14 protein-coding genes are annotated in these 20,023 nt (G+C 69.4%); 6 read left to right on the top strand and 8 right to left on the bottom strand.

The window, feature by feature from the left end; genetic code table 11:
• Positions 1 to 106 precede the first annotated feature (106 nt).
• Positions 107 to 865 (top strand): IclR family transcriptional regulator domain-containing protein, encoded by a 759-nt coding sequence (locus FHS00_RS14660; protein WP_183474858.1) that lies wholly within the window; start codon positions 107 to 109, stop codon positions 863 to 865.
• Here FHS00_RS14660 and FHS00_RS14655 read toward each other — a convergent pair.
• From FHS00_RS14655 to dctP, 7 genes are all read right to left on the bottom strand, one after another.
• Positions 858 to 3,980: an efflux RND transporter permease subunit gene (locus FHS00_RS14655; protein WP_183474833.1), complete on the bottom strand. Its 3,123-nt coding sequence runs from the start codon at positions 3,978 to 3,980 to the stop codon at positions 858 to 860. The two genes, FHS00_RS14660 and FHS00_RS14655, sit on opposite strands and share 8 nt — an antisense overlap.
• A gap of 2 nt (positions 3,981 to 3,982) precedes the next feature.
• Positions 3,983 to 5,449 carry an efflux RND transporter periplasmic adaptor subunit gene (locus FHS00_RS14650; protein WP_183474832.1) on the bottom strand — a complete coding sequence of 489 codons (1,467 nt, stop codon included), beginning with the start codon at positions 5,447 to 5,449 and terminating at the stop codon, positions 3,983 to 3,985.
• A 398-nt stretch (positions 5,450 to 5,847) separates the two neighbouring features.
• Positions 5,848 to 7,350: a malonate--CoA ligase gene (locus FHS00_RS14645; RefSeq protein WP_183474857.1), complete on the bottom strand. Its 1,503-nt coding sequence runs from the start codon at positions 7,348 to 7,350 to the stop codon at positions 5,848 to 5,850.
• Positions 7,351 to 7,352: 2 nt separating this feature from the next.
• Positions 7,353 to 8,609, bottom strand: coding sequence for a malonyl-CoA decarboxylase (locus FHS00_RS14640; RefSeq protein WP_183474831.1), 1,257 nt, complete (start codon positions 8,607 to 8,609; stop codon positions 7,353 to 7,355).
• On the bottom strand, positions 8,606 to 9,925 hold the full coding sequence (locus tag FHS00_RS14635; protein WP_183474830.1) for a TRAP transporter large permease: 1,320 nt from the start codon (positions 9,923 to 9,925) through the stop codon (positions 8,606 to 8,608). Before FHS00_RS14635 ends, FHS00_RS14640 begins: the two co-directional genes overlap by 4 nt.
• Complete coding sequence (locus FHS00_RS14630) at positions 9,925 to 10,473, bottom strand: TRAP transporter small permease (RefSeq protein ID WP_183474829.1); 549 nt, start codon at positions 10,471 to 10,473, stop codon at positions 9,925 to 9,927. Before FHS00_RS14630 ends, FHS00_RS14635 begins: the two co-directional genes overlap by 1 nt.
• Before the next feature lie 53 nt (positions 10,474 to 10,526).
• A complete protein-coding gene (gene dctP, locus FHS00_RS14625; RefSeq protein WP_183474828.1) occupies positions 10,527 to 11,507 on the bottom strand; it encodes a TRAP transporter substrate-binding protein DctP in 981 nt (326 codons plus the stop codon).
• Between the two features lie 123 nt (positions 11,508 to 11,630).
• Here dctP and FHS00_RS14620 point away from each other — a divergent pair, with 123 nt between their 5' ends.
• Positions 11,631 to 12,284 (top strand): GntR family transcriptional regulator, encoded by a 654-nt coding sequence (locus FHS00_RS14620; RefSeq protein WP_183474827.1) that lies wholly within the window; start codon positions 11,631 to 11,633, stop codon positions 12,282 to 12,284.
• 68 nt (positions 12,285 to 12,352) lie between these two features.
• Here FHS00_RS14620 and FHS00_RS14615 read toward each other — a convergent pair whose 3' ends face one another.
• Positions 12,353 to 13,327, bottom strand: coding sequence for a sodium-dependent bicarbonate transport family permease (locus tag FHS00_RS14615; protein WP_183474826.1), 975 nt, complete (start codon positions 13,325 to 13,327; stop codon positions 12,353 to 12,355).
• Positions 13,328 to 13,488: 161 nt separating this feature from the next.
• On the opposite strand from FHS00_RS14615, the gene FHS00_RS14610 reads away from it, so the two are divergent.
• The 4 genes from FHS00_RS14610 to FHS00_RS14595 all read left to right on the top strand — a co-directional run bounded on the left by FHS00_RS14610 (position 13,489) and on the right by FHS00_RS14595 (position 19,830).
• On the top strand, positions 13,489 to 14,400 hold the full coding sequence (locus FHS00_RS14610; protein WP_183474825.1) for a LysR substrate-binding domain-containing protein: 912 nt from the start codon (positions 13,489 to 13,491) through the stop codon (positions 14,398 to 14,400).
• A gap of 104 nt (positions 14,401 to 14,504) precedes the next feature.
• Positions 14,505 to 15,875, top strand: a complete 1,371-nt coding sequence (locus tag FHS00_RS14605; RefSeq protein WP_246391360.1) for a sigma-54-dependent transcriptional regulator — start codon at positions 14,505 to 14,507, stop codon at positions 15,873 to 15,875.
• Entirely contained in the window at positions 15,872 to 17,869 is a 1,998-nt protein-coding gene (locus FHS00_RS14600) for a sensor histidine kinase (RefSeq protein WP_343064607.1), read from the top strand. The genes FHS00_RS14605 and FHS00_RS14600 overlap by 4 nt, the downstream gene beginning before the upstream one ends.
• A 218-nt stretch (positions 17,870 to 18,087) precedes the next feature.
• Positions 18,088 to 19,830: an OFA family MFS transporter gene (locus tag FHS00_RS14595; RefSeq protein ID WP_183474822.1), complete on the top strand. Its 1,743-nt coding sequence runs from the start codon at positions 18,088 to 18,090 to the stop codon at positions 19,828 to 19,830.
• Positions 19,831 to 20,023: the final 193 nt, after the last annotated feature.

Genomic DNA, 20,023 nt, shown 5'->3' with positions numbered 1-20,023 from the left:
CGCGCGGCGGCGCTTGGCCCCGATCCCTAGGAAGGACGGCCCCCGCCGGTCCAGAGGTTTCGTGCGCATCTTGACATTTGTTCGTAGTGCGGAACTTCTCGTGCGCATGGTGAACAAATCCCCCGATTTCGTGGCATCCTTCGCCAAGGGGCTGCGGGTCATCGCGGCCTTCGGCGCAGCCCATCCGCGGCTCTCCGTGGCACAGGCCGCGGCGCGCGCGGATCTCGACCGCGCCACGGCCCGGCGCTGCCTGCTGACGCTGGCGGCCGAGGGATACGCCGCGCATGACGGCAAGTTCTTCACCCTGACGCCGCGGGTACTGCGGTTGGGCATGTCGGCGCTGGCGGCGCTGCCGCTGGCGCAGATCGTGCAGCCCTGGCTCGACCAGCTTTCGGAGCGGGTCGGACAGTCGGCTTCGGTGGCGGTGCGCGACGAATGCGAGATCGTCTATCTCGCTCGCGCGGCGCAGCGGCGGGTGATGTCGATCGGGCTGATGCCCGGCTCAAGGCTGCCGGCGCATTGCACCTCGCTCGGGCGGGTGCTGCTGGCGGCCCTCCCCGAAGCCGAAGCGCGTGCCCTGATCGAGCGCAGCGACCTCGCGCCGCGCACACCGCTCAGCCTGACCGATCCGGAGGCGATCATGGCGCGGGTGGCGGCGGCACGCGCCGACGGCTACGCGATCATCGACCAGGAGGTCGAGCTGGGTCTGCGCTCGATCGCGGTGCCGCTGGTCGATGCGCGCGGGCAGACCGTCGCCGCGCTCAATCTCGGCATGGCCGCGACCCAGGACCGCGCCGAGACGCTGGCCGAGACCTACCTGCCCGAGATGCGCCGGGTGACGGCCGGGCTGGCGCGGGTCATCTGACCGCCGCCTGCCGCCGCCCAATCCGCAAACGACGCCAGGCCGTGGCCACGTCCATCTGGATCGCGACCAGGGATGGCACGACCAGCAGCACGATGAAGAAGCCCGCCGTCAGCCCGACGCAGAGCGTCACGACCATCGGCTTGAGGAATTCGGCCTGGGTGCTGGTCTCGGACAGCAGTGGCGCGAGGCCCAGCACCGTCGTCAGCGTGGTCAGCAGCACTGGGCGCAACCGCTCGGCCACCGCGCCGGTGATGGCCTGCAGCGGCGCCTCGTCGCGCAGCCGCTCGGTGATCGCCGAGACCAGCACGATCGAGTCGTTGACGATGATCCCGCTAAGCCCGATGAAGCCGACCGCCGAGAAGATCGACAGCGGCATGTCCCACCAGTAATGCCCCCAGACCAGCCCGGTGACGCCGACCGGAATGACCGCCATGATCGACAGCGGCCAGAACCAGTGGCCCAGCACCAGCGCCAGAACCATGTAGATCGCCAGCAGACAGACGGCATAGCCGATCACCGCGTCCGACCGGAAATCGGCCTCCTGCGCCGCGAGACCCTGCAGGTCGTAGGTCACGCCGTAGGGTGCGGCGACGCGCGGCAGCTCGACCGTCTCGATCTGCGTGCGCAGGCTCTCCGCCAGCGCCGCGTCCTGGGTCGACAGCTCTCCCGTGACCCGCACCACGACCTGTCCCGCCTCGCTGCGGATGGTCGACAGCACCGGCGCAGAGGAGCGGGTCGTGATCTCGGAGAGCGAGACCCAACGCCCCTCGGGGGAGTGCAGCAGGATCTCCTCGAGATAGGCCGCGCCCAGCGCGCCCTCGGGCAGCCGCACCTCGATCTTCGCGGTCTGCGTGCCCTGCGGCCAGCTCAGCGCCTCGACGCCCTGCAGCCGCTCCCGCAACTCGGTCGCGATGCCGCTCTCGGTAAAGCCCAACTCCTCTCCATAGGCGTTGAGCCGCAGCGCCTGCGCGGTCCCCGCCAGCGTCAGGTCATCCTCGACACCGGTGATCTGGGGGATCGCGGCTAGCGCGGCCTCGAGCGCCTCCGCGGCGGCATCGAGCTGCAAGGGATCGTCGCCGTAAAGCGCGATGTCGAGCCCGTCGCCGCCCGGCCCAAAACGCGCGGCACGGAAGCTGAAGGTCTCGAATTCGGGCGGCCGCACCAACGCCGCCTCGAAGGCCGCAACGAAGGCGTCCGTATCGTAGGGCCGATCGTCGGCCGGGATCAGTTCGATGGTCAGCGCGCCGAGCAGATCGGCATCCTTGTCGTCGGCACTCGCCAGCCCGCGCCCGGCACCACCGCCGATCTCGGTCAGCACCGTGACCACCGGGTCGGTGCCATGCTCGCCGGTGAAATCGGCGCGCACCTCGTTCGCGGCGCGCAGCATCTCCTCGAGCATCGCCTCGGTGTCGTCGCGGGTCGCGGAGTCGCGCATCGCGATGTTGGCTGTGATCACCGGCTCCTGCGGCGCGACGAAGAACCGCCAGGCGACGTCACGCTCCACGATCATCAGCACCGCCTGCAGCGTCACCCCCACGGCGACCAGCAGCACGGCGTAGCGCAGTGCCAGCACGCCCCGGATCGCCGGGGCGAAGACGCCGTCGCGCAGCCGCACGAAGCCGCGGTTCACCATCCGGCTCGGCCAGGCCAGCACGCCGCGATCCAGCCGCGCCAGACCATGGCCGAGATGGTGCGGCAGCACCAGGAAGCATTCGGCGAGCGAGGCGACCAGCACAGCGGCGACGGTGAAGGGAATGGTGGCGATGAATTCGCCGAAGCGGCCACCGACCGCCTGCAGCGACATGAAGGCCACCACGGTGGTCGCGGTCGAGGCGAGGATCGGGCCGAGCATCCGTCGCGCCGCCCGCTCCGCCGCCTGGGCGCGGGTTTCGCCGCGCTCGCGCCGACGCGCCTCGGCACTCTCGGCCACGACGATGGCGTCGTCGACGATGATGCCGAGGCAGATCATCAGCGCGAAGATCGAGATCATGTTGAGCGACTGACCGGTCAGCCACAGCACGCCCAGCCCAGCCGCCAGCGCGACCGGAATGCCACCCGCCACCCAGACCGCCGCCGAGGGCGACAGGAACACGAACAGCAGCACGAGCACGAGCACGAGGCCGAACAGCGCATTGTCCGCAAGCACCGTCAGCCGGTCGGCGATCTGCTCCGCGTTGTCGCGCATCGGCACGATCCGGATGTCCTCGGACCGACTGGCGACGAAGGCCTCGGCCACTTCGAGCGCCGCGGCGCGGATCTTGAGCGCATCGCCACCGACGCCGCGCTCGATGCCGATCACCACCGCGGGATCGCCCTCGAGGAAATAGGCGCGGCCGGAGCCCGCCTCCTCACTCTCGAAGGTCGCGATGTCGCCCAGCGCGACGGGCCCCGCATCCGTGGTCAGCGACAACGCCGCGAGGCCGGTCTCGGAGCGCCGCTCGGCGCCCACCCGGACGGCGGTGCCGCCGGACGCGGTCTCGCCCGCGGCGGCGTCGCTGGCGTTGCGGGCGATCGCCTCGGCGACGTCGCCGAGGCTCAGCCCATGCTCGGCCAGCCGCGCCGCCTCGATCTCGACGGCGATCTCCGGCGAGGTGGTGCCGCGCAGCGCGGCGCGGGTGATCCCGGCGCGCAGCAATTCGCGCTCCAGCGCCGCGCCCAGCGCCTCGATCCGGGCGCGCGGCAGGTCGCCCGCCAGCGCCAGTTCGAGCACCCGGTCGCGCCAGACACCGCGCCCGGTTTGCGCCTCCTCGGCATCCTCTGGCAGCGCCGCCGCCGAGGGCAGCGCGGTCTCGACTTCGGCCAGCGCCCGGTCGATGTCCCAGCCCGGTTCGAATTCGAGGCTGAAACGCGCGCCGCCCTCGCGAGCCACGGCCTGGATCTCCGAAAGCCCTTCGAGCGCCAGGAGGCCGGGGGTCGCCACGTCGACGATGCCCGCCTGCACGTCCTCGGCCGAGGCGTCTTCCCAGTCGATCGAGACGCTGACGGTCTCGCTCACCACGTCGGGGAGGAACTGGGTGCGGATCTGCGTCGCGGCGAACAGGCCGAGGGCGGTCACCACCAGCATCAGCAGGTTGGCCGCCGTGGCATGGCGGGTGAAGAAGGAGACGAGACGCATGGTCAGTTCTCCGACACGCGGTCGAGCCGCTCGAGCATCGCCGCCGGCGCGGCGCCGGTCTCGAGCGCGCTCTCGATCCGCGCTCGCAGCGGCGCGGGCAGCCCCTCCCCGGCCTCGAGCCGGGCCATCAGCCGAGCCCGGGTCGGTGGGTCGAGATCGACCATCTCTGCCTCGTTCGGGCTCTCCACCCGCTCCGCCGTCTCGGGAAGCGCGATACGTCCGCCGGCGATCAGCTCGGGCGTCGGGGCCACCACGTAGCGCAGCCCCGCCGCGTCGGGCGTCAGAATGGCGGCATCGACGGTGCGCCGTTCCACCTCGACCGCGACGCGGTCGAGCAGGCCGGTCTCATCCACGACCAGCAGCGTGTCGTCGGCGGAGAGCGCGTCATGCGGCACGGCCACCGCCTCGTGCGACGGCTCCTCGATCCGCAGTTCGACGAAATCGCCCGGTTGCAGACAGGCGCAGCCGCCCGTCTCGACGCGCAGCACCGCGATGCCGCGCGTGGTGCCGTCATTCCCGGTCTCGAGGCTGAGCCGGTCGAGCCGGCCCTGCGCGAGACCACCGCCCGGCGCCTTGATCTCGGCCGGGAGCGGCAGCAGCGCGCCGGTCTCGTCGCTTAGCCGCGCCAGCGTGCTGCGGGTCGGCTCCGCCCGCACCTCGAGCGCGTCGAGATCGGTGATCTGGCCCAGCGCGGCAGCGGTGACGCTTTGCCCCGCGACCGGCACTGCGCCGGTATAGAGCCCGCCGATCGGCGCATGCAGCTCGTGATCCTCGAGCGTGCGCTCGGCCCGCTCCACTGCCAGCCCGGCCTGCTCGAGCGCGATCTCGCCTTGGCGCACTTCGCTTTCGGCGGCAGCGATCTGGGCGGCCTGCGCGGCGACGCTCTGCCGTGCGCCCAGCGCCTGCGCGGCGGCGTCGTCGCGCGTCGAGGCCGCGACCCCTCCGCTCTGCGCCAGCGCACCGACGCGTTCGAGATTGGCCGCGCGCAACGCCGCCACTTCCTCGAGCAGCGCCATCTCCGCCTCCAGCTCGCCGATCCGGCGCCGGGCATCGGTCAGCGCGGTCTCGGCGGCCGCACGGGTGGCCTGCGCCTCGGCGAGCACGGTGCGGGCGGTGCTGTCGTCGATGCGCAGCAGCAGCTCTCCCGCCGCGACCCGGGCCCCGTCGCGCAGCCCTTCGGCCACCCAGGCGACGCGGCCGGTGACGGCTGGCGCGATCTCGACCGTGCGGGGCGCGACGACACGGCCATAGGCGGTGGAGACCGGCGTGACCGGCGACAGCGTCGTCGTGGCCAGCGCAACCGCGGCAGCCCTGGACTCGGCGCGCCGTCCCGGCCTACCGGGACGGCCCGACGCGGCTGCGTCGTCAGGTGCCAGCGCCGCGTCGAGACGCGTGGCTTGCCAGACAGCGAAGCCGGAGGATGCGGCTATGACCGCGAGGACTAGCAGCAGGCGCAGCATCGGGATCACGACCACCCCCTCCCGAAGGACGTGGCAATCGCGTGATCAGAGGAGGCGTTTCGTGGCCCGGCGGGCGTTCGGCAAATTGGCGACATGGGGTGCACGTCCTGACTACGGGAGCCGGCGGCTGTCAGGGCGGCGTCGCCACGGGCGTGGCGGCGGCGCGACGGCCGGCGTTACCCGAGGACTAGGCGAGGGTCGCCTGGCTGACCAAGATCGAATTGTCGCGAATTGTCGCAAGCGCCGGACGCCGGGACAGTCGACGACAATTCGTCCACGCGCCTGCCCGATCGGGAGGCGTTCCGTTCACCGCGCGGGGTCGGTCGCCTCGCGCTGGAACGGCAGGGGGCCGCCGGAACCGCCCCCTGCCGGTATCATATGCGCTACCTTTGGCGGCGGCGTCAGGCTCAGCCGCCGAAGCGCTCGCGCAGCAGCGCCTTTTGCACCTTGCCCATGGTGTTGCGCGGCAGTTCTTCGACGATCTCGATCCGGCGCGGCTGCTTGAACCGTGCGAGGCTGCCCTGCATCGCCGCCATCACAGCCTCGGGGTCGATCTCGGCACCGGGGCGCGGCACCAGCACGCCGACCACGCTTTCGCCGAAATCGGCGTCCTTCACGCCGATCACCGCGCTCTCAAGCACGCCGGGCTGCTCGTCGAGCAGGAGCTCGATCTCCTTGGGATAGATGTTGTAGCCGCCCGAGATGATCAGGTCCTTGTCGCGCCCGACGATCGAGACATAGCCGTCCTCGTCGATCCGCCCCAGATCGCCGGTAATGAAGAAGCCGTCCTCGCGCAGCTCGGCCTTGGTTTTCTCTGGCATCTGCCAGTAGCCCTTGAACACGTTGGGCCCGCGCACCTCGATCAGGCCGACCTCGCCTCGGGGCAGCTCCTCGCCGGTCTCGCGATCGGTAATCTTGAGCTCGACACCCGGCAGCGGAAAGCCGACTGTGCCGGCGCGCCGCTCGCCATCATAGGGGTTGGAAGTGTTCATGTTGGTCTCGGTCATGCCGTAGCGCTCGAGGATCCGGTGGCCGGTGCGCTTCTCGAACTCGACATGGGTCTCGGCAAGAAGCGGCGCGGAGCCCGAGATGAAGAGCCGCATGTTCTCGGTCAGCTCGCGGGTGAACCGCGCATCGCCCAGAAGCCGGGTGTAGAAGGTCGGCACCCCCATCATCGAGGTGGCCCTGGGCATCAGCTCGATCAGCGCGTCGAGGTCGAATTTCGGCAGGAAGATCATCGAGGCGCCCGCCACCGCGATCACGTTGGTCGCGACGAACAGCCCGTGGGTGTGGAAGATCGGCAGCGCGTGCAGCAGCACGTCGTCCTCGGTGAAGCGCCAGTGCTCGACCAGCGTCACGGCGTTGGAGATGAGGTTGCCTTGGGTCAGCATCGCGCCCTTGGAGCGTCCCGTCGTGCCCGAGGTGTAGAGAAAGGCCGCGAGGTCGTCCTCGTCGCGCGGGACGGTCTCGAAGCGGTCCTCATGCCGTGCCGCCTGCGCCATCAGCCCGCCATGGCCGTCGGCGCCGAGCGTCAGGATCTGCGCCCCGAGCCGGTCGCAGAGCGGCGCCAGACCGTCTTCGCGGGCCGGGTCGCAGATCACCAACCGTGCGCCGCTATCCTCGATGAAGTAGCTCAGCTCCTCGACCGTGTAGGCGGTGTTGAGCGGCAGGAACACCAGCCCGGCCCGCACGCAGGCGGCGTAGAGCGCGAGCGCCTGCTGGGATTTTTCCACCTGCACCGCGACCCGGTCGCCGGGCTTGAGCCCTGCATCGACCAGCGCATGGGCGATCCGCGCCGCCAGCGCGAGGAACTCGGCATGGCTGGTCACGCGCCCCTCGCGCGAGATCAGGAAGGGCGTATCGCGGCCCTCATGGCGTCCGAACAGCGTGTCGTAGAGCGGGTTGGCCATGCTCATGCCCCTTCCTTGCGTGCCCGCCCGTTGCGCGGGAGAAGGCCGCGCACCGCATCCGATGCCGCCACCTCCTGCCGCTTGGCAAAGCCTTCGTGGTTCTGGGTGATCTTTCCCAGGTCATAGAGATAATTCACCATCGCGCCGCAGCTCTCGGCGCGGCCCTTGGGCGAGATGTCGGCATTGGCATGGACCGCGTGCAGCTGCGCGCCATTGCCGAGGTGGAACCGCGCCACCGGGTCGAGCGGCATGCCGCCCTCGCGCTTGGCGGTGAGCAGATAGCGCGCCGCCGTGCGCCTGAGCGCCTCGTCGTCGAGCGTGGTCGGGTCGATCGCCTCGGCATCCATCCAACGGCGCAGGCCGGGGATTGGCGACAGCGTCACGAAGGTCCTGAGCCCCGGCAGCTCGGCCGACAGATCGGCCACCACCTGCTTGATCAGCGAATTGCCGAACGAGATCCCCGCCAGCCCCGACTGGCAGTTCGAGATCGAGTAGAACACGGCCGTGTCGGCCTCGGCCGCCTCGACCTCCTCGCGGTCTTCGGCCAGAACCTCCTGGATCGAGCCGGGGATGCCCCGGGTCAGCGCCACCTCGACGAAGATCACCGGCTCGTCCGGCATCGCCGGGTGAAAGAAGGCGAAACAGCGCCGGTCGGTCGGCTCGACCCGACGGCGCAGATCGTCCCAGCTGTCGATCGCGTGCACCGCCTCATAGGCGATGATCTTCTCGAGGATCTGCGCCGGGCTCTCCCAACTCACCGGGCGCAGCACCAGAAAGCCGCGGTTGAACCAGCTCTGGAACAGGTGTCGGAAATCCTGATCGAGCGCGGCGCGCGGATCGTCCCGCTTCAAGAGCCGCAGCAGGTCGGCGCGCATCGCCACAAGCCGCGCCGTGGCCCCCGGCACCCGGTTGAGTCGGCGCACCAGTTCCTGCCGGGGCGGCTCGGCCGCCTCTAGAAAGGCGCGGTAGGTCTTCGGCCCGGGCTTGGCCTCGTAGGCGTCGAGCGCGGTGCGCACCGTCTCGGGGTCGATGTCCAGCTCCTCGGCCAGATGTGCGAAGAAGGCGATCTTGGCCGCGTCGTCCTTGGCGGCGTAGCGCTCGAGCAGTTCGCGCGCCGATGTCAGCCCCGAGATCTCACCCGCGTTCGACAGCAGGTCGGCGATCAGCGCCGCGTCGGAGCGCGGGTCGGCCTCGCGCGCCGGCTGCCACGGGTAGCGGCGCTCGAGGATGGTCGAGAGGACGTCCGACAGCAGGCTCATATCGCTTTCCCCATGACGAAGTCGGGCAGCCAGGTCGCCAGACCCGGGAAGACCGACAGGATGACGATGGCCGCGACCATGCAGCCGACGAAGGGCAGCGAACCGAACAGCACCTTCTTGAGCGAGATGTCCGGCGCGATGCCGTTGATGACGTAGAGGTTGAGACCCACCGGCGGGGTGATCAAGCCGATCTCCATGTTGATCGTCACGATCACCGCGAACCAGTAGGGGTCGAAGCCGGCGGCGATGATGATCGGCAGCAGGATCGGCGCCGACATCAGGATCACGGCCACCGGCGGCAGGAAGAAGCCCGCCACCAGCAGGAACAGGTTGACGATCGCCATCAGCACCCAGCGGTTGACCTCGAGCCCGCCAATCCAGGCCGCCACCGACTGGGTGATGAACAGCGAGGACAGCATGAAGGAGAACACCCCCGCCGCGCCGATAATGAACAGGATCATCACGCTCTCGCGGGTGCTGTCGCGCAGGATCGCCCAGAGGGCCTTGGGCTGGACCATCTTGTAGATGATCATCACCACGATGATGCACAAAAGCGCGCCGACGGCGGCCGTCTCGGAGGGCGTCGCGATGCCGCCATAGAGCGCGTAGAGCACGCCCACGATGATCGCGAGGAAGGGCAACACGCGCGGTAGGATCTCGAATTTCTGGCGCCAGCTATAGGTGATGCCCGACAGCGCCACGCCCGCCGCGCCCCGCCGCCAGGTGTCGAAGATCGACCAGGCGATGAAGAGAAGCGTCAGCAGCAGGCCGGGGATGACGCCGGCGAGGAACAGGCGGCCGATCGAGGTCTCGGTCGCGATGCCGTAGACGATCATCGTCACCGAGGGCGGGATCAGGATGCCCAGCGTGCCGCCCGCGGCGATGGAGCCGGCTGCCACTTCGTCGGGGTAGCCGCGCTTGCGCATCTCGGGGATGCCCATCTTGCCGATCGCGGCGCAGGTCGCGGGGCTCGAGCCCGACATCGCGGCGAAAAGCGCGCAGGCGCCGAGGTTCGACACCAGAAGGCCGCCCGGCACGCGGGTCAGCCAGCGCTCCAGTGCCTCGTAGAGATCGGGGCCGGCGCGCGAGGACGAAATGGCGGCGCCCATGATGATGAACATCGGGATCGACAGCAGCGCGAAGCTGTTCAGCTCGCCGAAGAACAGCTCTGGCAGCGCCTCGAGCGAGCGGGCGCCGTCGACGATGAAGAGAAAGCCGGTGGCGACCACCAGAAGGCCGGTGCCGACCGAGATGCCGGAGAACAGCACCAGCACGGTGAACAGCGCGACCAGCGCGCCGAGGGTAAGCGGTTCCATCAGTGCCTCCGGTCTTCGGGCGAGACGGTCGGATCGGCGTCGTCATGCCCGGTGGCGACGGCCCAGAGATCGGCTACCAGCTGCAACGCGAAGAGCGCGAAGCCGAGCGGCACGGCGAGATAGGGAATCCACAGCTTCACGCCCCAGACGGTTTCCGAGCGCCAGTTGCGTTCCCAGGCGAGGTGGAACATCTCCCAGCCATAGAACAGCATCAGCCCGATCATCACGATCGTCGCGCCGAGCACGATGGTGGCCAGCACCCGGCGTGCCCCGGCGGGCAGAAGCCCCGGCACCAGGTCGACGCCGACATGGCCGCGCAGCTTCTGCACATAGGGCAGGCCCAGCAGCGTCGCACCGATCATCAGGTAGATGACGGCCTCGGTCTGCCACACGGTCGAGCGGCCCATCACGGCGCGCAGGAAGATCATCTGGCAGGTGATCAGCACGGAGGCGAAGATCATGAAGGCGGCCACGACCCCGCACAGGGTCGAAAGCTGGCCGATCGCGCGGATCGCGGCGGGTTCGGCCCGCCGAGTCGTGTCGGTCATGGAATGTCCTCGGGAATGGGGATGGCCCCGGCCTGCGCCGGGGCCGGTCGCTCTCACTCGACGGCCAGTGCCTTGTCGAGCAGCTCCTGACCATTCGGCGTCTCTTCGACGAACACCTTGAAGGCGGTCTCCTTGGCCAGCTCGCGCCAGGCGTTGAAGTCTTCCTCGGTCATCTCCGCGATCTCGACGCCGGCTTCGCGGAAGGTCTCGCGCGCCAGGTCGTCGCCCTTCTTGCCCTCTGCGAGGTAATAGGCCTCGGCCTTCTCGGCCGCCGCCATCAGCGCGGCCTGCTGCTCTTCGGTCAGCTCCTCGAAGGTCGTCTTGTTCATGATCATCGGCTGGTACATGAACCACAGCGCCGTGTCGCCGGCGGGCGTGTAGCACTTGAGCTGTTCGTAGAGACGATAGCTCACGAAGCTCTCCGACGAGGTGTTCGCGGCGTCGAGCACGCCGGTCTGCAGCGCCGGGTAGATCTCGGACGAGGCCATCGAGGCGATCGAGGCCCCTGCCCCGGCCAGCATTTCCTCGAAGCTCTTGCCGGCCGCGCGGATCGTCACGCCCTGCACGTCCTCGGGCGCGGTGATGCAGCCCTTGTTGGAGCCGAAGCCACCCGCGAGGTAGCCGTCGACCAGCACCATCACGTCGTCCTCGGCCATCACCTCGCGGATCGCGTCGCCGAACTCGGATTTCGACAACCGGTCGCCGTGCTCGAGGTTGCGCACCAGACCCGGCATCAGGGTCAGGTTGTAGGCCGGCTGCTGACCACCTGCATAGCTCAGCGGCAGCACGGTCATGTCGAGCTGGCCGCGCGACAGCGGCGTGTACTGCTCGCGCGCCTTGAACAGGGTCTGGTTCGGAAAGATCTGGATCTCCAGATCGACATCGGCAGCGGCCACCTCGTCGGCGACCATCTGCGCGACCTGGTGGCGGACGTCGCCCTCGGCCCATTGATGCGACAGGCGCAGCGTCTCGGCCCCTGCGGCGAGCGGTGCGAGCATGACCGCGACCGCGGCGAGCGGCATGGATTTCTTCATGGTGTCTCCTCCCTGTGCGCCAAGCCTCCCCGCCCGACGCCGCGTCACGCTGCGCAGGATTGCATGCGGTGTCAAGCTTTCGTATACAAGAAACAACATTCTGCATGTGCGAAGGGACGGGGGATGAGCGGCAGCCGCAGCGACCGGATCGCCGAGACGCTCGAGGACCAGATCCTGCGCGGTCGCTTCGCGCCGGGCACCCGGCTCGACGAGACCCGCCTCGCCGATGAGCACGAGGTATCCCGCACGCCGGTCCGTGAGGCCCTGCAGCGCCTCGCCGCGGCAGGGCTGGTGGAGCAGCATCCACGCCGCGGCGTCTTCGTGCGCGAGATCGGCACCATCGAGCTTCTGGAGATGTTCGAGGTGATGGCGGAGTTGGAAGCGGCCTGCGGGCGGCTCGCCGCGCGGCGGATCTCGGACGAGGCGCTGGACGAACTCGACCGGGTCAACGAGCGCTGCCACGCGGCGATGGAGGCGGGCGCCATCGACGGCTACTACCGCGAGAACGAGAGCTTCCATCACCTGATCTACGCGCAGTCCGGCAATGGTTTCTTGGAACGCGAGGCGATCCGACTGCATCGCAGGCTCAAGCCGTTCCGGCGCACCCAGCTGCATCTGCGCGGTCGCATCGCACAGTCGATGCAGGAGCATCGCGAGATCGTCGCCGCGCTGCGGGAGGGTGAGGCGGAACGGACGGCGGCGCTGCTTCGCGACCACGTGGCGATCCAAAGCGAGAAGTTCCGCCATCTGATGGCCGGGCTGCGCGAAACGGGCTGACCGGCGGTCCGGGCGGGATCGGATTGACGCGGCCCCGCACGGGGCCGCGCCATGGGTCGGGCGGTGGATCAGGCCAGCGCGAAGCTGGCGGCCGCGAGGTAGAGCGGAATGCCCAGCACGAGGTTGAACGGGAAGGTGATGCCCAGCGCCAGCGTCAGGGAGATCCCGGCATCGGCACGCGGCAGGGCCACGCGCATCGCCGCCGGCACGGCGATGTAGGAGGCCGAACCCGCCAGCGTCATCAGCAGCACCGTGCCCCCGAGCGACAGGCCGAGCGGCAGCGCGAGCGCGAGGCCCATGGCGGCGCCGAGCGGCGGCATCAGCAAGCCAAAGGCCAGCAGCCGCGCGGGGAGCTTGCCCCGGCTGCCTGCCAGGCTGCGGCCTGCGACCAACCCCATGTCGAGCAGGAACAGGCAGAGCACGCCGGTGAAGGGGGCGACGATGAAGCTCGACAGGTCCAGAAGACCCTTCGGCCCCGAGGCCAGCCCGATGAAGAAGGCGCCTACCAGCAGCACGATCGAGCCGTTGAGCAGCACCTCGCGCATGAGCCCCGGTCCGCTCTCGCCCGGCCCCGCCCGACGGGCAGCGAGCCAGAGCGCGGAGATGATCGCAGGCGCTTCCATCGCGGCGGCCACCGCCACCATGTAGCCCTCGGGCGGCAGACCGCGCGTCTCCAGTAGGCTGGTGGCGGCGACGAAGGTGACGATCGAGATCGATCCGTAATGCCCGGCGATGGCAGCGGCGTTGGTGGCGTCGACCCGGCTGAACCGCGTCAGGATCATCCAAGCCACCAGCGGCAGGGCGAAGGAGAGCATGGTTCCGGCCAGCAGGGTCAGCGCGAGCCGCGCCTCGAAGCCATGCGCCGAGACCGCCGCGCCGCCCTTGAAGCCGATCGCGAAGAGCAGGTAGATCGAGATCCCCTTGGCCGCCGCCTCGGGGAGCGCGAGGTCGCTGCGCGCCAGCGCCGCCGCGAGGCCGAGCGCGAAGCACAGGATCGTCGGGGCGAGCAGGTTGGAGGTCGCGAGAGCGAAGAAGCTGTCCATGCTCAGCCCTCCCCGCCGAGAGGAGCGATACCGGGCAGGCAAGTCGTGTGGCGCATGACGATGTCCTTCGAGGGCGCAGCGATATGGCGCTCCCTTCCCGCATTGCCGGTCATCGCTCAAATATATAGATACGATGCATTGGATAGTTATTGGCTATGCTCATGCGCCCGACCCTGCGACAGCTGCAGTACATCGTGACCGTGGCCGATACCGGCCGCTTCGGCCTCGCGGCCGAGATCCTCGGCGTGAGCCAGCCCAGCCTTTCGGCCCAGCTGGCCGAGGCCGAGGCGAGCCTGGGTGCGCGGCTCTTCGAACGCGGCCGGGGCGGCGCGAACCCCACCCCCATCGGCAAGGAGGTGGTGCGCCGGGCGCGGCGGCTTCTGGCCGACATGGAGGATCTGCGCGCGGTGAGCCGAGCCGGCGGTGCGATGCCGGGGCGGCTGCGGCTCGGCGTGCTGCCGACCGTCGGGCCATACCTCCTGCCGGAAGCCACGCGGGCGCTGCATGCGAGCTATCCAGATCTGCGGCTGATGGTGCGCGAGGAAGCGACGCGTGAGCTTGAGGAAGGGCTCGGATCGGGGCGCTTCGACATGGTGCTGTCAACGCCCGAGGACCATCCCGGCACGATCAGCCTGCCCGTGGCCGAAGAGGCGCTCTATGCCGCGGTGGCGGCCGACGACCCGCTCGCCCGGGGCAACGGTCCGGTCCGCCCGGCCGAGATCGGCGCGAGGCTGTTCCTTACCTTAGGCAGCAACCACCGCCTCGCGCGGATGGTGGCGGCGCTGGCGGCCGAGGCGGGCGGGCTGATCTCGGAGGAATACGAGGGCACCAGCCTCGACGCGATCCGCTCCATGGCCGCGACCGGCGCCGGGGTGGCGATCCTGCCCAGCCTCTACGCGCTCGACGCGGCCAAGCGCGGCCCCGACATCGTGCTGCGCAGCATCGTCTCGCACCACGCCCGCCGCACCATCGCTCTTGTGACGCGGGTTCGCGGCGATCGTCAGCCCGAATTCGAGGCCTTGGCCGCCGCCCTGGCCGAAGTCGCCCAAGGCCGCCTCGCCCAGTCCGCCTGAACCGCGCTGAAGCCTCCCCTCCCCCATGCATCGCCCTGTGCGCGCGCCCCGGATTGATCTCCGCCCTGCGAGCGCCGATGATCGCGCCTCGGGGAGGACGGTTCTTGGACAAGACTGAAGGCGACATCGCCGAGGCCGCGCGGCTGACCGCGCGCCTCGCCACCGCGCGGCTGCTCGTCGTCGACGACGAGCCCGGCATGCGCAACTTCCTCGTCAAGACGTTGGCGCCGCATTGCCGCGAGGTGGTCGAGGCCGACAGCGCCGAGGCCGCGGATGCGTTGACCGCGCGGCAGCTCTTTGACGTGGTGATCCTCGACAACCGCATGCCCGGCCGATCGGGGCTGGAATGGCTGGCCGAGCAGCGGCGGCGCGGCAGCCTGAGCGACACGATCATCATGACCGCCTTCGCCGATCTCGACACGGCGATCGAGGCGATGCGCGCCGGCGCGGTGGATTTCGTGCTCAAGCCCTTCCGCTCGAACCAGCTTCTCAATGCAGTGCGCCGTTGCGTCGAACTGGCCGCGATGCGCCGCGAGAACGCGCTGCTGCGCCATGAGCTGGCCACTGGCGATCCGGGCCGCTCCCGCCGGGCCCGGCTGATCGGCGCCTCGCCGCAGATCGAGGAAGTGCGGCAGATGCTGGAACGCGTCGCCCGCGTCCCGAGCCCGGTTCTGCTCACCGGCGAGAGCGGCACCGGCAAGGAGGTGGCAGCGCGGCACCTGCACGGCCTGTCCGAGCGCGCGGCCGGTCCCTTCGTGCCGGTTAATTGCGCGGCGATCCCCGCCGACATGCTGGAGATCGAGCTGTTCGGCCACACCCGCGGCGCCTTTCCGGGCGCCGACGCTCCGCGCGAGGGGCTGCTCGTGTCGGCGCAGGGCGGCACGGTGTTCCTCGACGAGATCGGCGAGCTTTCGGCTTCGGCCCAAACCGCGCTTCGCCGGGTGATAGAGGACCGGGCCGTGCGCCCGGTGGGCAGCGAGCGGGAGCGACCGCTCGACATCCGCCTCGTGTTTGCCACTTCGAAGAACCTCCCCGAGGAGGTCGCGGCCGGCCGCTTCCGCGAGGATCTGTGGTTCCGCGTCAACGTGCTCGAGATCAACATGCCGCCGCTGCGGCGGCGCGGGGCCGACACCGTCGATCTCGCCCGGCTCTTCGTGACGGAGCTGTCCTCGCAGCTCGGCCTGCCGGGGATCGACATCGACGCCGCCGCGCGCGCCGCGATCCTGCGCCACGACTGGCCCGGCAACATCCGCGAGTTGCGCAACTTCGTCGAACGCGCGCTGATCTTCGGGCGCTTTCCGGTCGAGCAGCTCAGCCCACCGCCCAGCGGCCCGATCGAACCGCTCGACGATGTCGAGCGCCGCGAGATCCTCTCGGCTCTCGAGGCGACCGGCGGCAACCGCGCCGAGGCCGCCCGGCGGCTCGGCGTCAGCCGCAAGACCATCGACCGCAAATGCGCGGCCTGGGGGCTGTGACCCTGCGCCCCTTCGGCATTTTCGCGCGGTCGGTGCGCGCGCGGCTGCTGGCGATTGCGCTGCTGCCGATGCTGGTGCTCTTGCCGCTGTTCATCGGCGTGAGCGTGCTGCGATGGTCGGACCGGCTCGACGAGCTGCTGATCGTCAAGGTGAACTCGGACCTGACCATCGCCGACCAGTATCTCGGGCGGCTTCTCGAGAACGCGGCCGAGCGGCTCGACGCGCTGGGCCGCTCGACCGAGTTCGCCAGCGCCATCGCCCGCGATCCCTCGGCGCAGGCCTTCCTTGCCGCGCGGCGCGAGGCGCTCGACTTCGATTTCCTGTTTCTTGCCCGGCCCGGCGGGCTGTCGCGCTTCGACGCGATCCTGCCTGCCGAGGACTGGCCGGTGATCGCGGCGGCGCTGGAGGGGCGCGCGATGAGCGCGGTCGATCTCTTCGCCCCCGACACGCTCGCTGCGCTGTCGCCGGATCTGGCCGAGCGGGCGGCGATCCCGCTCGTCCCCACCGCCGCCGCGCGGCCGACAGACAGGTTGCAGGAGGATCGCGGCATGATGGTGCATGCTGCAGCCCCGGTCGCGCTCGCCGGGGGTGGCCGCGCGGCGCTGGTGGGGGGCGTGCTGCTCAACCGCAATCTCGGGTTCATCGACACGATCAACGACCTCGTCTACCGCGACCGCTCCCTGCCCGAAGGCAGCCGGGGAACCGCGACGCTGTTTCTGGGCGACGTGCGAGTCTCGACCAATGTGCGGCTCTTCGAGAACGTGCGCGCGCTCGGCACCCGCGTCTCGGAGGCGGTCTCCGAGCGGGTGCTCGGCAATGGCGAGACCTGGCTCGACCGCGCATTCGTGGTCAACGACTGGTACGTCTCGGCCTATGAGCCGATCCTCGACAGCCATGGCGAGGCGGTCGGCATGCTCTATGTCGGCTTTCTCGAGGCCCCCTTCTCGGCGGCGCGGGCGAACTCGCTGCTCTCGGTGCTGCTGGCACTGCTCGCGGTTCTTGCCGTTACCGTGCCGCTGTTCCTGCGCTGGGCGGGACGGATCTTTCTGCCGCTCGAACGCATGACGCAGACCATGGCGCGGGTCGAGGCGGGCGACCTGCAGGCGCGCATCGAGACCCATGGCCCGGATGAGATCGGCCAGGTCGCAGGCCATCTCGACACCTTGCTCGACCAGGTGCAGGAGCGCGACGCGCGGCTGCGCGACTGGGCCGCCGCGCTGGAACGCGAGGTCGAGGCCCGCACCCGCGACCTGCGCGAGACCAATGCAAGGCTGGAGCAGACGACCAGACAGCTCGTCCTGTCGGAGAAGCTCGCCGCCGTCGGCGAGATCACCGCCAGCGTTGCGCATGAGATCAACAACCCTGTCGCGGTGATCCAGGGCAATCTCGACGTCGCGCGCGAGATGCTGCCGCCCGAGGCCGCCGGCGCGGTCAAGACCGAGTTCGACCTGATCGACGCACAGGTGCACCGGATCTCGGCGATGGTCGCCAAGCTGCTGCAGTTCGCCCGACCGGGCGACTATGCCCCCGGCGGCGAGAGCTTCGAGGCACGTGCGGCGGTCAGCGATGCATTGGCGCTGGCGCGCCATCAGTCCGGCATGTCCGGCATCGACATCGTCACCGACCTGGCGACCCAGGCGCGGGTGACCATCGACCGCGGCGAGCTGGTCCAAGTCCTGATCAACCTGATCGTCAACGCCATCCATGCCATGCCCGATGGCGGCACGCTGCGGATTGCTGCGCATGAAGCGCATCAGGAAGAGAAGGACTGGGTCAAGATCGTGGTCGCCGATACCGGCGCGGGGATCGCGCCAGAGGTGCTGGAGCGGGTGTTCGACCCGTTCTTCACCACCAAGCGCAGCCGCGGCACCGGTCTCGGGCTGTCGATCAGCCAGACCTTGGTGACGCAGGCCGGTGGCACGCTCCTTGCCGAGAGCACGCTCGGCGAAGGAAGCCGCTTCACGATCCGCCTGCCGGTCTCCACGGCGCCGTGAGGGACCGGCTGACCCGAGCCGTGCCTGCCTTCGGGCGACGTCGGGACAAAATGTCCACTTCGAATGCATCTGAATCCGGTCAAGAAGACAGAATGTCCATCTAAGTCTTTGTTTCATTTAAGCATTTTTCTTGACAGCGCAAGGGGCGCGTTACAAGCATCCTCGCCATGACGGCGCCTCCCGGCGGGCGGCTGCCGCGACTCTGGGAGGAGACATCAATGAGCTTGAGTGATGCGAAGGGGCCGCTGGGCTTCCTTCACAAGGACAACATCGTGGCCAAGCCCGGCTTCAACCGCTGGCTGGTCCCCCCCGCGTCCATCGCGATCCACCTGTGCATCGGCTCGGTCTATGCCTGGTCGGTCTTCAACCCGCCCCTGACCCGCGAGCTTGGCGTCGTGGCGGCCGCGGGCGACGACTGGTCGCTCTCCTCGGTGGTCTGGATTTTCTCCGTGGCGATCGTCTTCCTCGGCCTCGCCGCCGCCTTCGGCGGCAAGTGGCTCGAGAAGGTCGGCCCGCGCATGGTCGGCGTGCTGTCGGCCTGCCTGTGGGGCGGCGGCTTCGTGGTTGGCTCGCTCGGTATCGCCAGCCATCAGCTCTGGCTGGTCTATCTGGGCTACGGCGTGCTGGGTGGTTGCGGCCTCGGCCTCGGCTACGTCTCGCCGGTCTCCACCCTGATCCGCTGGTTCCCCGACCGTCGCGGCATGGCCACCGGCCTCGCGATCATGGGCTTCGGCGGCGGCGCGATCATCGCCACTCCGCTCAAGTCCTGGCTGCTCGGCCTCTATTCCGAGGCACCGACCCTGCTTGGCATGGCCGGTGAAGTCGAGACCGTGACCGAGAACGGCCGCCTGTTCGTCGAGCAGAACGGCACGCTGGTCGAGGCCGTGACCGCCACCGCAGCGCAGGCAGGGCAGATCGAGGGCGTGGTCGCCAATGGTCTCTACGCCGTCGGCACCGGTGACACCGGGGCGAGCGCCACCTTCCTGACGCTCGGCATCGGCTACTTCATCGTCATGATCATCGCCGCCTTCGGCTTCCGCGTGCCGGCCAAGGACTGGAAGCCTGAGGGCTGGCAGCCCAAGCCGGAATCGGCCTCTGCCGGGATGATCACCCGTTCGAACGTCCATATCGATCAGGCGATGAAGACGCCGCAGTTCTGGCAGCTGTGGATCATGCTGTGCTTCAACGTGACCGCCGGCATCGGCGTGATCGGCGTTGCCAAGACCATGATGAGCGAGATCTACGGCACCTCGATGCCGCTGATCGTCACCGCCGCCTTCGCCTCGACCTACGTGCTGATGATCTCGGTCTTCAACATGGTGGGCCGGTTCTTCTGGGCCTCGACCTCCGACTATATCGGCCGCAAGACCACCTACACGATCTTCTTCGTGCTGGGCGCGGCGCTCTACATGTCGATCCCGTTCTTCGCCTCTGCCACCGCGACCGACCCGTCGATCCTCTGGCTAATCGGCTTCTACGTCGCGACCATGATCATCTTCACCATGTATGGCGGCGGCTTCGCGACGATCCCGGCCTACCTGGCGGACATGTTCGGCACCATGCATGTCGGCGGCATCCACGGCCGTCTGCTGACCGCCTGGTCGACCGCGGGCGTGCTCGGCCCGCTTGCGATCACGAGCCTGCGCGACATGTCGGTGAAGTCGGCGATCGCGGATCTCGCGGCCCGCGTCGATCCGGCTGCCTTCGCGGAGAAGTTCGGCGCCGGGCTCGACCAGATCGACCAGCTCGTCACTGCCAAGACCGTGACCATCGCCCGGCTGATGGAGATCGCGCCCGAGGGCACGATCGACCCGACGCCGAGCCTGTACAACACCACGATGTACGTGATGGCGGCGCTGTTGGTGGTGGCCTTCTTCGCCAACCTGGCCATGCGTCCGGTGCGCGAGAAGCATCACTACCGCGCCCCCGAGACGGACATGCGCGCCGTCCCGGGCGAATGAGCGATCCGGTGTAACGTCGAACCCTTGGGGGCTGCGCCGATGGCGCGGCCCCTTTTTCGTTGTGCCATGCGGTCCGGCCAATGGCGCGAGCCCGCATGCACACGGCGCCTGTCCGGGCTCCGCTCCCGTTCTATGTCCCATTACGGACCGGCCGCACCACCGACGGATGCGGCTGACACTGTCAGGAGGAGGT

Origin of the sequence: Limimaricola variabilis, from assembly GCF_014195545.1 — a bacterium.
GTDB lineage: Bacteria > Pseudomonadota > Alphaproteobacteria > Rhodobacterales > Rhodobacteraceae > Limimaricola > Limimaricola variabilis.
The sequence above is the reverse complement of the archived record's forward strand: the minus strand, read 5'-3'. Positions and strand labels throughout refer to the sequence as shown.